Here is a 15,846-nt window from a genome sequence, read left to right as displayed (position 1 = left end):
GACAGACTGCAATTCGTCTCTGTTTTGAGACGATTCTGTACAATCGTTCGAATCGTCGCGCGGCACGCTTCGCCGCCCGGGCCGCAGAAGCCCGGCTGACAGGCATGGCACGGAACCTGCATTCAGGGGCGCCGGCCGCCGCGCCCCGTCGCGCGCGTCCACGTAGAACAACCAAGTATTGGAGACTCAATTGGCTTTTGTCATCGTCCTCGCCGCCCTGGCGTTCCTGATGTTCGCCGCCTATCGCGGCTACAGCGTGATTCTCGTCGCGCCGATCGCCGCGCTCGGCGCGGTCCTGCTGGTCGATCCCGCCGCCGTCGCGCCCGTGCTCTCGGGCATCTTCATGGAGAAGATGGTCGTCTTCGTGAAGCTGTACTTCCCTGTGTTCCTGCTCGGCGCCGTGTTCGGCAAGGTCATCGAACTGTCGGGCTTCGCGGCGTCGATCGTGCACTCGGCGATCCATTACATCGGCCGCTCGCGGGCGAATGCGGTGATTGTCGCCGTGTGCGCGCTGCTGACGTACGGCGGCGTCTCGCTGTTCGTCGTCGTGTTCGCGGTGTATCCGTTCGCCGCGGAACTGTATCGCCAGAGCAATATTCCGAAGCGTCTGATGCCGGGCGCGATCGCGCTCGGCGCGTTCTCGTTCACGATGGATTCGCTGCCGGGCACGCCGCAGATCCAGAACATCATCCCGACGACGTTCTTCAAGACGACGGCCTGGGCCGCGCCCGGCCTCGGTATCGCCGGTTCGCTGTTCATCATCGTGGTGGGCCTGTCGTTCCTCGAATGGCGCCGCCGCTCGGCGATGGCGAAGGGCGAAGGCTACGGCACGTCGCTGCTGAACGAGCCGGAACAGGTCGCGACCGACCGCCTGCCGCATCCGCTGCTGGCAATTGCGCCGCTGATCCTGGTCGGCGTCGCGAACTTCGTGCTCACGCGCATGATCCCCGAATGGTATGGCGCGACCTACACGGTTTCGCCCGACGTGCTGCCCGGTAATCACGGCCCGGCCGTGACGGCGACGATCAAGTCGCTGGTCGCTATCTGGTCGGTGGAAGGCGCGTTGCTGCTCGGCATTCTGCTCGTCGTCATCACGGCGTTCGGCAGCGTGAAGGAGCGGTTCGCTTCGGGTACGAAGGCAGCGGTCGGCGGTGCGTTGCTCGCCTCGCTCAACACTGCGTCGGAGTATGGCTTTGGCGGTGTGATCGCAGCACTGCCGGGCTTCATCGTGGTCAGCGACGCGCTCAAGAGCATTCCGAATCCGCTCGTGAATGCGGCCGTTTCGGTGAGCTCGCTGGCGGGTATCACGGGCTCGGCATCGGGCGGCATGAGCATCGCGCTGGCAGCGATGTCGGATCTGTTCATCAAGGGCGCAGAGGCCGCGCATATTCCGATGGAAGTGTTGCATCGCGTGGTCGCGATGGCGAGCGGCGGCATGGATACGCTGCCACACAACGGCGCGGTGATTACGCTGCTGGCCGTGACGGGCCTCACGCACCGCGAGTCGTATCGCGACATCTTCGCCGTGACGATCATCAAGACGCTGGCAGTGTTCTTCGTGATCGGGCTTTACTACACGACGGGGCTGGTTTAAGCAGGCTGCTGTACTCATGCAAAGGGGGCGCGCTGCGCCCCCTTTTTTATTGAGCCCCGCTTACGCACGACCCATCAATGAAACTGCATGCTCAACTGGACACGTACGCGACATAAGGCCCAGCGCCAGCCGACGACGGCGACTGACCCGAAATGCCGTAGTACATATGGCGGCCGTAGAAGAACGGCATGCCGATGTCGATCCCGTTGAACAGCGCGACGCCGAGGTTGTTGAACGCGTAGTTGCCGGAATTGATCAGCGTGACGCTATTGCTGACATTGAACTTGACGGTTGCCGTCGCGGAATTGGCTGCCGTGAAGACCGCCGACAGCCCCGTCGGCGCCGCCGGCGTATAGAAGCCGTTCGATGCCTTGCTCAGCGTCGTGCTCTGGAAGTACAGACCGCTCGAGCCGGAGTCGAAGAATGCACCCTTGCTGTACGTGCGTCCTTCGAACACCGCATCCATATCTCCCCAGATGTTAGTCGGCAGGATGGTCGCGTTGGTGCCACTCAGCCCATTGTTCGATTGCGTGTCGATGCCGAAGACCAGCGTTCCCGTTGCCGTTGCAGCACCTGTATCGGGCACTTGCGCCATCTCGACGATCACGCCGTTGTTGTCGGTCGTGAACTTCGTCACGGGATTGGTCACCTGATCAACAATGTTCACCTGCGCCGGCGTGCAATTCGAACCCGTGCACACGTAGTACGCACCCGCGACGAGGCCGTTCTGACACGAGGCGCCGCAATCGTTCGGCGACGTGCCGATACCGAGAATGCCGTTCGCGCCGAGATCCGTGGGCGTCGTCATGTTGGTGCCCGTGAGGCAACCGTTAATGCCCGTCGGAATGGTCGCGCTCAGCGACGGATCGGCGATCACCTGGATCGGCACGTTCGAGGCGACTTCGCTCGACAGGCTCACGTCTGCCGTACGCACCGTGCCCCATGTATTGCCCGAACCGAACGACTCGCATTCCGCAACGTTCTGAGCGCCTTGCATCTGCAGCGGCAAACTGTTCAATGTCGGAATGACGGACGCGAACAGGCGCAGGCCGAACGATTCGGTGTCGACGAGCACGTTGTCGATAACCGAGCAGTTCAACGCGGCACCCGTGCCCGGCGCGCAGACCTTCACGCTCACCATCGGGAAATTCCGCTTGATGCTGAACGACGAAACCACGATGGGCACCGTATTCGCCGAGCCCGACGACACGGGCACCGCGGTCGGATCGGCGAACGCGGTACTCAACGCCACGGGCGTGTTGGTGACGGGCGTCGATGTGCCGGACGCGCTATTGGTCGACGCGTTCGATGAACCGCCGCCTCCGCCGCATCCAGCCAGTGCCACACACATGCCGCTGACGGCAAGAATCCATTTCAATGCACGCATTTTTCAGTCCCCTCGCCTTATTGGATATCGTCGCTGCTCACGCCAGCGGGAAGACCCGTCGGCAACCACGCACGTCCGACGAACGCGCCCATATGGCCGCCCGTCTGGACTACGACATCCGAACGCTGCACCGTCGCGGGACCGAATGCGCTGCCCTGCTGCGCATGCTGTTGATTGACGGTGTCGAGGTAGCCCGCAAAGTAGCTGCCCAGCAGCGAGCTGAGATCCGGCATGTGAGGGCCATGCCAGGACACGGCGAAGACCGCGCCCGATTGACCGACGTACTCGCGAACCAGCGTGCCGTCGGCGAGCGTCGCTTCACTCACGGTGTAGGGCACAGACGTCGCGCTCAGGCGCATGACAGCCTGAGTCGAGCTTGCAGTCGTTGTCGCGGTATAGGTGGGAGACGAGCCAAGCGCCGCGTAAGCGGAAAGACAGTTGGCGAATGCGGCTGCTGCCAACAGGCATTGCAAACGTAACTTCATTCAAGTCCTCGGTTTATTTTTTCTTCGATTGAAGCCAATCCCCGTTCGCTCACAACATGCGTGCGAGCGATTTGATATTTTGCTTCCATCATCTTTAAAGGTACGACTATCACTTTGATTTCTGCTCATGCTTTTTGCATTTATTCACGCATTAGCTAAAACATGACGGAGATCAATCTCGGTTAACGGTATGAGGACTTTAAACTGAAGGGAGACGCGGGAGAAAAACGGACTGCGCTTGCAATACCTGCTTCGCAAATTGAGTGGCAGTTTCAAACAGACAGCAGAATGAAATGAATAGAAAGATTAAATTAATCTTTTGGATGCCCTGTCGCCATCATGCAATACGGCTTTAAAGGCGCTTTAACCGCACGATGAAATGACGTGAACAACACGCACAAACAACAACGGCGCGCTGCCCGAAAGCAAGCGCGCCGTCTTATTCGTTCTTGTTAGAGAGCCTGAACCGACGGACCATCGTGTGTCGTCGATTCGACGACGATGTCTCCCCGATCATGTTCGACCTTCGCATTGCGATTCAGGTCGGCGCCAACCTCGCGCGCGCCCGAAGCCGATACAGATTCCGTCATGGTGTCCAGGGAAGGCGTGAGATAAATAACGACAGATCGCACAAAAACTCCGTTTGGCACCAAGCCGCTATTTTAACGCATGCGCCTGGCGCCGCCCGCGTTTGTTCGAGCGACAGACGAACGACATCATGACGACGCCGAGCGGCGCCGTCTTCGTGCTTCGACGGAAAGTACGACCGCTAGTGGCGCATCGACTCCGGCAGAGACAGCAGCAGCGCGGTCACATCCATGTCCTCGTCGAGTTCAGGCCAGATCAGTTGCTGCTTGTCGATCGAAATGGCGAAGTGTTCGCGCTCCGCATCCGTTGCCGCAGCGAGCGTGGGAAACCAGTTGAGTGGAAACTCGACGGCGCGGCCGTCGGATAGATCGAGAAACAGGTGTGCACTATCGAAATGCACATCGACGGCATCGGCACGCATAATCGCCTCCCGTGGGGGTCCACTCAAAACGATAGTCGTGCCAGCCGCGCGCTTCAAGCGCATTGCACGGGGCAGGAACAGAAAAATCGTCGCAGCGAAACCGCTTACAGTTCGGGTCGCGCGAGATCGTGTTCGACGATGTGTTCGCCGTACACCTGCGCTGCGGCGAGCGCTTCTTCTTTGGTCGGATAGGGACCGAGATCGGGCGCGCCGTCGAACGGAAAAAGCAGACGCCCGTCCGTTTTGCGCACCACGCGCAGCACGCCGAAAAAGCGCCGGTAGCCCGCGAGCTTAGAGCCCGCGCTGACTTCGAAATCGCCCTCTGTCTTGCCGGGCACACTGGGAATGAAGCTGCTCATGATGGACGTCTTGATGCGTGAACTGTCGTGCGAAAAGCGCTATTTTCGCACGCTCATCGTGAGCGCTTCATGTCAGGTCCACCTGCGCATTCGAACACGCATTCAACGGTGCGTCGACGCGTCGCCGGGCCGTTCGTTGATATACGTCGCGACATCGCGTTGTTCCAGTGCGTCACCCAGCTTCATGCGCAGGAAACTGCTCGTCGTGTAGCGCGTCACGCTGGAATAGAACTGATTGACGAGCTTCGTGATGGTTGCCGAATAGCTCTCGATCAACTCGGGATTGATCGAAAAATTGTCGTAATTGACAATGGCCTGCGGCTTGAACCGCACGCCCGACAGACGCGATTCGACCTGTTGCCAGATCGCGTCGATCTGATCCTGCGTGGTCACCTGCATGCCCTCGAAGTTGACGAAGAACATGTTCTTCTCGGCGTCGTAGTTGAAGCGCTCTTCGAGCGGCAGGCAAAGCAGCAGCGTGCGCAGGCCCATCGGCGCGTCGCGAAAGATCCGCTCGTCCATCAGGCGCGGCGGCCGTTCCATGATCGGCTTGAAGCCCATCTGCGCGACGATATCGTTCTCCACGTCGACGCCGGGCGCCACTTCCGTCAGTTCGAGTCCGCGCGGCGTCAGCGTGAACACGCAGCGCTCGGTGATATACAGCACGTGCTGCCCGCGCTTCGCGGCATATTCGCCGCTGAACGTGCGATGCTCGACTTCATCGACGAACTTCTGGTTCTTGCCTTCGCGCCTGATCTTCAGGCGTCCGTCTTCGATCGCAACGTCCAGATTGCCCGCGTTGAACGTGCCGACGAACACCACGCGCTTCGCGCTCTGGCTGATGTTGATGAAGCCGCCCGCGCCCGCGAGCTTTGGCCCGAATTTGCTGACATTGAGATTGCCCTGCCGGTCCGCCTGCGCGAGGCCGAGAAACGCGACGTCGAGCCCGCCGCCGTCGTAGAAATCGAACTGATACGGCTGATCGATGATGGCCTGCGTATTCGTCGCCGCCCCGAAGTTCAGCCCGCCCGCCGGAATGCCGCCGATCACGCCCGGCTCCGTCGTCATCGTGAACAGATCGATCACGCCTTCTTCGTTCGCGACGCTCGCAATGCCCTCCGGCATGCCGATGCCCAGATTCACGACGCTATTGGCCATCAACTCCATCGCCGCGCGGCGCGCGATCACCTTGCGCTCGGTCAGCTCCATCGCCGCCACCGAACTCGCGGGCACGCGCAGTTCACCCGCGAAGGCAGCCGAATACGGCTCGGCGAACGTCTGCCAATGATGCTCGGGCCGCGCAACCACGACGCAATCGACCATGATGCCGGGTATCTTCACCTCCCGCGGATTGAGCGTGTTCGTATCGGCGAGCCGCTCGACCTGCACGATCACGACGCCGCCCGAATTGCGCGCGGCCATCGCGATAGCCAGCGCTTCGAGCGTGAGCGCCTCGCGCTCCATCGTGACGTTGCCGTTCGCGTCGGCGGTGGTACCGCGAATGATCGCGACGTCGATCGGAAAGGTCTTGTAGAGCAGATACTCGCTGCCGTCGATGTCCACCAGCTTGACGAGATCTTCCGCCGTGCGGCTGTTCAGCTTGCCGCCGCCGTGGCGCGGATCGACGAAGGTGCCGAGACCGATCGTGGACAGATGCCCCGGCTTGCCGGCGGCGATATCGCGGAACAGGTGCGAAATCACGCCTTGCGGCAGGTTGTACGCTTCGATGCGGCCATCGATGGCGAGTTGCTGCAGCTTCGGCACCAAGCCCCAGTGTCCGCCGATCACACGCCGCACCAGCCCTTCATGCGCGAGATGATTCAGCCCTTTGGACTTGCCGTCGCCCTGGCCGGCGGCGTACACGAGCGTGAGGTCGAGATGCGCGCTCGACGCATCGGGCGTCCCCAATGCGCCTGGTCCCCCCGACGTCGCCGCATTCGCATCGAAAAAGCGCTCTTCGAGCGCGATCGCCACTTCCTCCGCGAAACCGACGCCGACAAAACCGCCCGTCGCGAGCGTGTCGCCCGCGCGGATCAGTTCGACTGCGGCGCGCGCGCTGACGACCTTATTGCGCCCGACCTTGCGCTCGGTCACGGGAAACGGGTACTGGAATACGGCGCGCATGGGGTCTCCTTGTTGTTGACCAGATTCAGCGCTTCGGCGTCCCATGCAAGACGGTTGCTACCGGTTCGTAGAACGTCGCAGCAGGTTGCGCCAGCCAAGGTGCAACCGTCAGGCGCGCGCCGTTTTTTGCGGTGCCTGACCATGCAATTTAGCAAGCCGCAGAGCGATCGTCAGCATTTATTGGCGGCGGCGTTGAAGTGCCGGATTCGCCGAACCGGCGTTCATTTAAAAACGATTCGACGTTCTTTTTGTGCCGCCTTTTTAAATTGACGTGAGAAAGCTTAGGTAAGCAGAGCTTTTCCAATGCGCGTCACTTCTTTGCTAAAACAATGCATCACGCATTTAAGAACGTAACCAACGACGAGGTAGTTCGAGTCCTCGAAAACAGGCACAATCGTATGAGCTAAATAAAAGCACCGGCGCGCCGTAAACGTAGAAAGCAGCGCCGTCCGCAAGCGCAGCAACAATTGCCGCCAAAGCGGCTGGCCATCATGAACGGCAACACACTTCCCCATACGATTAACGCACGATGCGCGGCGCGCGTGAGTTCGCTCACGTCCACGGTACGCACCGCGCTTATTACGGCGCCGCTTTTGCGCCCGCTTCGCGCATTGCGCGCGCACTAAGGCGAGTCCGGAAATGCCGACGAGCCTCACATTGAAATGGCGCCGTGCGCTTCACCGGCACGGCGAAGACGGGTCGCACCAGGACCAGCACTTTCTCGCCCTGCTGCTCGACGCATGGTCGAACCGCCGCCCGGCCGGCCCGTTCGGCTTCACGGTCAGCGTCGCCACGGGGATCGGCGCGGGTGCGGCGAGCATCGCGTTGCAAATGGCGCTGCGCGGGCCGGCGAGCGCGCCGTTCAGCCTGCAGATCGCCGTCGGCGCGACGGTGGGCGCCATCGCGATGATCGCGACGCGTCAGCGCTTCGCCGCGCAAAAAGCGCGACAGGCGGCGACGACGGCGCTTGCCAGTTCGTTTCTCGATGCGAGCCGTGATTGCGTCAAGCTGCTCGACCTGCAAGGGCACATGCTGCGCATCAACGACTACGGCGCGACGCTGATGGAAGCCACGTCGCCCGTGCAGCTCGCAGGCGCAGACTGGCTCGGCTTCTGGAAAGGCGACGACAATGACGCCGCGACGGCCGCATTCAGAAGCGCGCTGAACGGCACACCCGCCTCGTTTCGCGGCGTTTGCACGACGACGACGGGCCAGCCTAAGTGGTGGGATTCGCAACTCATTCCCGTGAAAGACCATGCCGGCAAGGTCGTCGCCGTGGTCTGCGCGTCGCTCGACATCACGAGCCAGACGCAACTGCTCCAGCAACTGCGTGCGAAAAGCGAGCTGATGTCGGAGATGGAAGCGCACGTCAAGCTCGTGTTCTTCTCGTACAGCGCGAACTTCGAATATTTCCATTACATCACGGCGGGTTCGTCGAACGTGTTCGGCGTCGAGCCGGACGAGTTCATGCGCAACCCGCACGTCTGGCGCGACATGGTCGTGCCGGAAGACCGCGCCGCGCTGCACGCGGAAATGGCGCGCATCATGGCCGAATCGTCGGAAGGCCGCGCGCAGTACCGGATCAGAAAAGCCGACGGCTCGGTGCGCTGGCTGCGCAGCACGGGCTACCCCGTGCTCGACGACAAAGGCAATGTGCTGCGCATCGTCGGCATTACGGAAGACGTGACGATCGAGCAGGAGCGCGTCGCGGAACTGGACCGCCTCGCCTATACCGATTCGCTCACGGGTCTCGCGAACCGTGCCGCTCTGCTGCGCGAAATCGCAAGCCGCTGTGCCGCGGGACAGCCGTTCGGCCTGATGTTCGTCGATCTCGACCGCTTCAAGGTGCTCAACGACACGCTCGGCCATCTCGCCGCCGATCATCTGCTGCGCAACGTCGCCGGCGTCATTCGCCGCTCGCTGCCGGGCGACGCGTATGTCGCGCGTCTGGGCGGCGACGAGTTCGCGGTGCTGATCCGCAGCGTGGTCGACAAGGCGGGGCTCGAAACGCAGGCGAAGGCGCTGCTCGGCGGGCTGTCGGAGAACCGGCTGCAGGACAGCGCGGGCGCGTTCATCACGGCGTCGATCGGCATCTCGATCTATCCGGAACACGGCAGCGGCCACGACGCGCTGCTGTCGAGCGCCGACGTCGCCATGTACGCCGCGAAGAAAACCGGTCGCAACGGCTACCAGTTCGCGGGCGAGGAGGCGGCGCGGACCATCGGCGACTTCGAACTCGAGCGCGACGTGCCCGAGGCGCTGAAAACCAACCAGTTCTTCCTGCACTTCCAGACCATTCACGAGCCGCATTCGCTCGCGGTACATAGCGCGGAAGCGCTGATCCGCTGGCAACACCCCAGGCGAGGCAGGATTTCACCGGGCGATTTCATTCCGCTGCTCGAAGAAACTGGCTTCGTCGAGGACGTCGGCGTCTGGGTGCTCGACAACGCGCTGCGCCAGCTCGCCGCGTGGCGTCAGGCGGGGTCGATGAATCTGGGCGTGTCGGTGAACGTGTCGGCGCGACAACTGGGCAGCGAGCAGATCGTGCGCGAGGTGGACCGCGCGCTCAAGCAGTACGGCATTCCGCCCGGCAAGCTCGAAATCGAGCTGACGGAAACCGCGCTGATGAAGAACCCGAAGCAGGCGCAAAAGTCGATCGTCGAACTGAAGCGGCTCGGCGTACGCATCGCCATCGACGATTTCGGCACCGGCTACTCGAGCCTCATGTATCTCGCCGATTTCGAGCCGCACACGCTGAAGATCGACCAGCATTTCACGTCGAAGATCGAGCACGATCCGACGACGCAAACCATCGTCGAAGGCGTCATCGGCCTGGCGCACAAGTTGGGCATCCAGGTGATCGCGGAAGGCGTCGAGGAGGCCGCGCAGCTGGAGATTCTGCGTCGGGTCAACTGCGACTATGTGCAGGGCTTTCTGCTCAGCCGGCCGCAGCCGCCCGAAGGGCTGATCACGCCGGCGTGAAACGGCGCGCCCGTCAGAACCTGTGCCGCAGGCCCGCGCCGATCAGCACCTGATTGTGGCTCGATGAAGGGTCGGCCGAATTGATGACGGCCGGCGCGCCCGACGACGAGCGCTGATAGATCGCTTCCAGATAGGTGTCCGTGCGCTTCGAAAACTGGTAGTCGGCCTGCACGCCGCCGTTGTGCCAGTGCGAGGTGGATCCCTTCGTGTACGTGTACGAGCCTGCCAGCGCAACGGTCGGCGTCAGCTGGTAGACGCCGTTGACTTCGTAATTGGAAAAGCCGACGGACGGCGCCACGCCGCCCGTGTCGAGCACGGTCACGCCGGTGAACGTGGAGCGTGACCACGCCGCTGCCATCGTGAAGTCGCCGATCGCGTAACTGATGCCGACGCCGTAGGTGTTCTGCGTCTGCACGGCGGCGTCGAAGACATCCGTGGCGCTGGGCAGCACGACAGCCTCATACGCGCCCGTCGACGAATTGCCACGCCCGTTCGCGTGCAGATACGCGGCGCCCGCATTCAGCGCGCCCGCCGCGTAGTTCATGCCGAAGCTGTACGCACGGTTGTTCGCAAACTGCCCGGCTGCGTTCGAAAACGCGTACATGCCGCCGACCGTCAAGCCGCCGAACGACGGGCTCGCATACTTGACCGAGTTCGCCGCGAGATAGGTGTTGTTCGCGTTGTCGTTGTCGAACGGATGGGCGAACGCGGTGCCGCCTGTGCCGCCCGTCAGCGTGAACGGCGCGAAATAGTCGTGAACGAGATCGTACTGATGGCCGAGCGTCAGCGTGCCCGCCTGCTCGCTGCCGAGCCCGACGTAGTAGGGGTGGTCGTTGAACATCTCGCCCGAGGTCACCGAAAAGCCGCGTTCGAGCCGGAAGATCGCGCGATAACCGCCGCCCAGATCCTCGATACCCTGCAAGCCCCAATAGCTGCCGTCGACGAGACCCGACGTCGCCTTGTATTGCGAATGCCCGCCGGCGTTGCTGATATATGCGAGGCCCGTGTCGAGCTCGCCATACATCGTGACACTGCTTTGCGCGTGTGCGCCCGTGGCGAGCGAGAAGAGCGCAGCGCTCACGGCGGCCGCGGCGGCTTTCTTTTTGATCTTGTTCGCGGACATGCTTGGCTTCCCTGAGTTGAGTCGATTCGGCTTTGGAAGGCGACTTTTTATAGGAACGACAGCCACACGCACAAGGGGAGCGCGCCAAACATCGCGAAACCGCTCCGTAAACTACATTACGAATTGCAAGTAAGTCCCATTATCGGATTCGCGAGAAACGGAAGTAAAGCGAAAACAATGACCCGCGCTGCAGGCTGCGCGGTGAATCCCACCAAGGCACGCCAGGACGGCCCTGTCTCGAAAGCGTACGCCCAATGTCCGGCGCCCGGCGTTGTTTTCATGCGACGCCAGGCGCTCGCATTCGACGCAACAGCGTCGTACCGAACTCTGTGATATCGGCGCGAGCGCGACTTACCTGAGTCAAATACCAGGAAAACCCTAAAGCATCAGGGGTCAATGCCGTTAAGCCTTACAGAACCATTCGGGTGCGGAGGCATCCGGCAGTCCAAGGAACGTCATGCGCAACAATCAGCCTGTCACCCAGAACGAGTACGACTATCCGTCCTCGCAGATGCTCGTTTCGGCAACCGACCTCAAGGGCAAGATCCAGTACTGCAATCCTGCCTTCATCGCCGTATCTGGCTACAGCCGCGACGAGCTGATCGGCCAGCCGCACAACTTGATCCGCCATCCCGACATGCCGGCCGAAGCCTTCGCCGACATGTGGACGACGATCCGCGCCGGCCGCCCCTGGTCGGCGTTCGTCAAGAACCGCCGCAAGAACGGCGACCACTACTGGGTGCGTGCGAGCGTCACGCCCGTCGTCGAGAACGGCACGACCGTCGGCTACCTGAGCGTGCGCGTGAAGCCGGATCGCATTCAGGTGCGCGAGGCGGAAGCGCTCTACGCGAAGATGCGCGCGGGCACGGCGCGCGGCGTCCGGCTGCATCAGGGCGTGGTCGTGCGCACGGGGCTGGTCGGCAAGCTGCAGGCGTTGATGCGCCTGCCCGTCGCCATGCGCGCGACGATCGGCTACATGGTCGCGCCCATCGCGCTGCTTGCAGCGGGCCTCGCGGCATGGGGCGGCACGCCGCCGCTGCCATTCTGGATCGCATTCGGTGTGACGGCCGCAGTGAGCGCGGCGGCTGCGCAGTTGCTGTCGCGCCATCTCGGTCAGCCGGTCGATGCGATGGGGTCGTTCGCCACGCGCATGGCTGCAGGCGACCTGACAGCGGATCTCGCCATCGCGCGACACGACGATCTCGGTGACGTGCTGCAGGCGCTGAACCAGCTAAAAGCGAATCTCGCCGCGATCGTCTCCGACGTGCGCGCGCAGATCGGCGGAATGCTCGACGCTGCGCACGAAATTTCGACAGGCAATCTGGATCTCGCGCGCCGCACGGAAATGCAGGCGGCGTCGCTGGAAGAAACGGCGGCGACGATGGAGCAACTGACGACCACCGTGCAGGCCAACGCCGATGCCACCGTGCGCGCGCTCGATCTCGTCAGGGATGCGCAATCGGCGGCGGCGACGGGCGGCCAGGTCGCGCTGCAGGTCGAGCAGACGATGGCAGGCATCACCGAAGCGTCGAAGCGCATCGCCGACATCACGGGCGTGATCGACGGCATTGCGTTCCAGACCAACATCCTCGCGCTCAATGCCGCCGTCGAAGCGGCGCGCGCGGGCGAGGCAGGGCGCTCGTTCGCCGTCGTCGCGAGCGAAGTGCGCATGCTGGCGCAGCGCTGCGCGGCGTCCGCGAAGGAAATCAAGCAGGTGGTGGATACGACGGTGAGCGAGGTGTCACAAGGCACGGAACTGGTCGCGCGCACCACGGCGCAGATGGGCGTGATCGATCAGGCCGTGGCGCGCGTGTCGTCGCTGATCGTCGAAGTCGCGAACGCGAGCAGCGAACAGGCCGACGGCATCGGCCAGGTCAATCAGGCCGTGGCGCATCTGGACAGCGCGACGCAGCAGAACGCCGCGATGGTCGAGCAGGCTGCAGCGACGGCGCAACGTCTCGCGGAACAGGCCGACGTGCTCGACGAAGCTGTGCGCCTGTTCACGGTGGCGGGCGCGCAGGACGCGCGCGGCGCGGTCAGCAAAGCGGTACGCCCCGCCGACCGGGCGTTGCGTAACCCGGCCACGCCGGCTCGCGCAGTCCGCGCTGCCGTCGATGAAGACGCTTTGGTCTGACGGATCATCGTTACTACCATCTCGACAGCGCGCTATTGTCCGATAAAGATAGGTCCGTCAGCGCCCAGAATTGAGTACGGGCCGGCTGACCCGAGTAACAACGGCGTTTACGCAGCCCGCCCTTCTGGACGGGCTATTTTTTTGCTGCGTTCAACCGAACGCGAGCAATTCCAGCTGCTGCGGCGCTTTCGACATCGGCCGCTCCAGCGTCAGCAGCGCTTCCTTCCGATGCAGTCCGCCCGCGTAGCCGGTCAGATCGCCCGCGCTCGAAATCACCCGGTGACACGGCACGATGATCGAAACGGGATTGCGTCCGTTGGCCGCGCCGACCGCGCGCGACGCGGATAACGGCGAGCCGAGCCGCCGCGCGATGCTGCCGTAGCTCGCCGTTTCGCCGTACGGAATCTGCACGAGCTGATCCCACACGTCGCGCTGGAAAGCGCTCCCGAGCATTCTTAAAGGCACAGTGAACGCATCGCGCTCGCCCGCGAAGTATTCGTCGAGCTGTTCGCGCGCCTGATGCAGCACCCGTGACGCGTTCGCAGCGGCAAGCGCGCCGTCGGCGGCCGGAAAATACTTCTGTCCGACGAAGTACACGCCCGTCAGCGCGTCGTCTTCGGCGCGCAGCAGAATGTCGCCGAGCGGGCTCGGCATCGACATGCATTGCTTCATGAGATTTCTCCTGCATGGTCGCGAAGGCCGGCGGCAAGGTCGTGCGCGGCCTTCTGGATGCGCCCACTGTATCGCACCGGCACGCGGCGCTGCTTCCCGGATCTTGCTGATCGAAGCCCATCACACGCACGCGTCATTGCCGTGACAGCGAAAAAATGTGTGTCGCGAACCCGCGCGAAATCTGTGCCGTCGCGTCCCGAAACGCACGCGACACGCGCGCTCGCTGCCATGCAAAAAAATCGCGGCACCCCGCCAGGAGCCGCACCGGCCTTATATTTGCGCGCGCCGCAGCGCCCCTTCGATGCATCGCGCACGCCTCGCCCGCATAATCCGGAGAGTGTGAGCGCCACGCGACAGACGGCGCGCGGTACTGCCCTTACAATGCCTGTTCGGCAACGTTGTTCAATCACGCAAGAGGGAATTTTCGATGCGCACCACCGGGTCTTCCGGGGCAATGGCCCTGCTCACCGAGCACGACGACGCAACGGGTCGCGAACTGCGCTCACTGCGCCTCGAATCGACAGAAGACGGGAAAGGCATACTTCTGATCGAAGTCGATGAACGCAAGCCGGGCATTCACCGCGAAGTGCGTTATGAAATTACGCCTGCGGAACTGATCGCAGCCATCCGTGCGCATGGCGCCGAACTACCGGGCGAGCAGCATAACCACCGTCAATAATTCACTGCAGTCATCAATAGCCATACGAAGCGTGCGCGGCGCAGGTCGAATCAGGCGCCGCGCCTCTTGTTTTTTGCGCAGTCACCATCATCTTTGACGCCTCGACGGACGTCGCATGACGTTCATCGGACGCACCAAAGCCTTTCCGCCGAAGACCGAGGCGTCAGGCGCTTTTCCCGCACGTCGGCAATATCCGGACGCAAAACGCACCTCTCTTGCACGCGTTGAAAATGCGTCCATAATCTTTTAGTCACTTCCAGTCGTCTTCGAGGCCGAAACGGTCACGAAAGTAAGCCGATGCTACATGATCTCGTCGAGCAGTACGGGCCTGCTATCGTATTCGTCAATGTGCTTGCCGCATCCATCGGGCTGCCCGTGCCCGCGATGCCGTCCCTCGTGCTGTTCGGCGCGATGGCCGCGATGCATCCCGGTTCGGTCGGCGCGCAAGTGCTGCCCGTGCTGGTGCTCGCGGTATTCGCCACGCTGATCGGCGACAGCGCGTGGTTCGCAGCGGGCCGCATCTACGGCGGCAACACGCTGAAGACGCTCTGCAAGCTGTCGCTGTCGCGCGATACCTGCGTGAAAAAGACCGAGCGTTTCTTCGGCCGCTGGGGCGTGCGCGTGCTGGCCGTCGCGAAGTTCGTGCCGGGCCTGTCGATCGTCTCCATTCCGATGGCGGGCGCGATGGGTACGCCTTACCGCATGTTCCTCGCCTACGACAGCATCGGCGCGACGCTCTGGTCGGGCCTCGGCCTCGGGCTCGGCGTCGTGTTCGCGCAGCAGATCGACATGCTGTTCGCCGGCGCGAGCCGTCTGGGCAAGATGACGGCCGTGGTCGTCGTGGTGCTGCTGGCCATCTACTGCGCGTACCGCTGGTACAGGCGTCGTCAGCTGATCAAGAAGCTCGCAACGGCACGCATGGACGTCGACGAGCTGTACGACCTGATGCTGGACAAGCGCACGCCCGTTCTATTCGACATCCGCTCGGAAGAAAAGCGCGCGCTGGATCCTTTCGTGATTCCCGGCTCGGTGTTCGCGGATGAGCGCCAGCTCGAGGAAATCGTCGCGAAATATCCGCACGACCAGAAGCTGGTGATCTATTGCTCGTGCCCGAACGAGGTGTCGGCGGCATGGATGGCGAAGCAATTGGCGGATGCCGGCTTCAAGGACGTGATTCCGTTGCGCGGCGGCCTCGATGCGTGGCGCGATGCGGGCCGCCAGCTCGAACCGCTCGCCGACGAGCCAGAGCCGACGCTGGATATCGGCATCACGCCGAAGACAGTCTGACCGACATTGGC

At 62.7% G+C, this 15,846-nt stretch carries 13 protein-coding genes; 5 read left to right on the top strand and 8 right to left on the bottom strand.

Annotated features, from left to right (window positions below; translation table 11 throughout):
• Nucleotides 1-190: 190 nt before the first annotated feature.
• A complete protein-coding gene (locus PPGU16_RS25415) occupies nucleotides 191-1,594 on the top strand; it encodes a GntP family permease (RefSeq protein ID WP_180723160.1) in 1,404 nt (467 codons plus the stop codon).
• Between the two features lie 91 nt (nucleotides 1,595-1,685).
• On the opposite strand, the gene PPGU16_RS25410 is transcribed toward PPGU16_RS25415, so the two are convergent.
• The 6 genes from PPGU16_RS25410 to PPGU16_RS25385 all read right to left on the bottom strand — a co-directional run bounded on the left by PPGU16_RS25410 (nucleotide 1,686) and on the right by PPGU16_RS25385 (nucleotide 6,958).
• Nucleotides 1,686-2,981, bottom strand: a complete 1,296-nt coding sequence (locus PPGU16_RS25410) for a DUF3443 domain-containing protein (RefSeq protein WP_180723159.1) — start codon at nucleotides 2,979-2,981, stop codon at nucleotides 1,686-1,688.
• Between the two features lie 17 nt (nucleotides 2,982-2,998).
• Nucleotides 2,999-3,466, bottom strand: coding sequence for a DUF2844 domain-containing protein (locus tag PPGU16_RS25405; RefSeq protein WP_180723158.1), 468 nt, complete (start codon nucleotides 3,464-3,466; stop codon nucleotides 2,999-3,001).
• A gap of 452 nt (nucleotides 3,467-3,918) precedes the next feature.
• Nucleotides 3,919-4,056 (bottom strand): hypothetical protein, encoded by a 138-nt coding sequence (locus PPGU16_RS25400; RefSeq protein WP_180723157.1) that lies wholly within the window; start codon nucleotides 4,054-4,056, stop codon nucleotides 3,919-3,921.
• A gap of 179 nt (nucleotides 4,057-4,235) precedes the next feature.
• Entirely contained in the window at nucleotides 4,236-4,475 is a 240-nt protein-coding gene (locus PPGU16_RS25395; RefSeq protein ID WP_180723156.1) for a DUF2442 domain-containing protein, read from the bottom strand.
• A 104-nt stretch (nucleotides 4,476-4,579) separates the two neighbouring features.
• Nucleotides 4,580-4,834 carry a DUF6723 family protein gene (locus PPGU16_RS25390; RefSeq protein ID WP_007587721.1) on the bottom strand — a complete coding sequence of 85 codons (255 nt, stop codon included), beginning with the start codon at nucleotides 4,832-4,834 and terminating at the stop codon, nucleotides 4,580-4,582.
• Between the two features lie 102 nt (nucleotides 4,835-4,936).
• On the bottom strand, nucleotides 4,937-6,958 hold the full coding sequence (locus tag PPGU16_RS25385; protein ID WP_180723155.1) for an acyl CoA:acetate/3-ketoacid CoA transferase: 2,022 nt from the start codon (nucleotides 6,956-6,958) through the stop codon (nucleotides 4,937-4,939).
• A gap of 639 nt (nucleotides 6,959-7,597) precedes the next feature.
• Between PPGU16_RS25385 and PPGU16_RS25380 the strand changes: the two genes are divergently transcribed.
• Nucleotides 7,598-9,940: a putative bifunctional diguanylate cyclase/phosphodiesterase gene (locus PPGU16_RS25380; protein WP_180723154.1), complete on the top strand. Its 2,343-nt coding sequence runs from the start codon at nucleotides 7,598-7,600 to the stop codon at nucleotides 9,938-9,940.
• A 13-nt stretch (nucleotides 9,941-9,953) separates the two neighbouring features.
• Here the strand turns inward: PPGU16_RS25380 and PPGU16_RS25375 are convergent, their stop codons facing one another.
• The gene (locus PPGU16_RS25375) at nucleotides 9,954-11,063 is read right to left on the bottom strand and encodes a porin (protein ID WP_180723153.1); all 1,110 of its coding nucleotides are present in this window, start codon (nucleotides 11,061-11,063) and stop codon (nucleotides 9,954-9,956) included.
• Between the two features lie 457 nt (nucleotides 11,064-11,520).
• On the opposite strand from PPGU16_RS25375, the gene PPGU16_RS25370 reads away from it, so the two are divergent.
• Complete coding sequence (locus PPGU16_RS25370; RefSeq protein ID WP_180723152.1) at nucleotides 11,521-13,197, top strand: methyl-accepting chemotaxis protein; 1,677 nt, start codon at nucleotides 11,521-11,523, stop codon at nucleotides 13,195-13,197.
• Between the two features lie 150 nt (nucleotides 13,198-13,347).
• Here PPGU16_RS25370 and PPGU16_RS25365 read toward each other — a convergent pair whose 3' ends face one another.
• Entirely contained in the window at nucleotides 13,348-13,869 is a 522-nt protein-coding gene (locus PPGU16_RS25365) for a methylated-DNA--[protein]-cysteine S-methyltransferase (RefSeq protein ID WP_180723151.1), read from the bottom strand.
• Between the two features lie 427 nt (nucleotides 13,870-14,296).
• Here PPGU16_RS25365 and PPGU16_RS25360 point away from each other — a divergent pair, with 427 nt between their 5' ends.
• Both PPGU16_RS25360 and PPGU16_RS25355 read left to right on the top strand, forming a co-directional pair.
• Complete coding sequence (locus PPGU16_RS25360) at nucleotides 14,297-14,548, top strand: hypothetical protein (RefSeq protein ID WP_012403560.1); 252 nt, start codon at nucleotides 14,297-14,299, stop codon at nucleotides 14,546-14,548.
• A gap of 297 nt (nucleotides 14,549-14,845) precedes the next feature.
• Nucleotides 14,846-15,835 (top strand): DedA family protein/thiosulfate sulfurtransferase GlpE, encoded by a 990-nt coding sequence (locus PPGU16_RS25355; protein WP_180723150.1) that lies wholly within the window; start codon nucleotides 14,846-14,848, stop codon nucleotides 15,833-15,835.
• Nucleotides 15,836-15,846 lie beyond the last annotated feature (11 nt).

Origin of the sequence: Paraburkholderia largidicola, from assembly GCF_013426895.1 — a bacterium.
GTDB classification, from domain to species: domain Bacteria; phylum Pseudomonadota; class Gammaproteobacteria; order Burkholderiales; family Burkholderiaceae; genus Paraburkholderia; species Paraburkholderia largidicola.
This window is presented reverse-complemented; position numbering and strand designations above follow the sequence as displayed.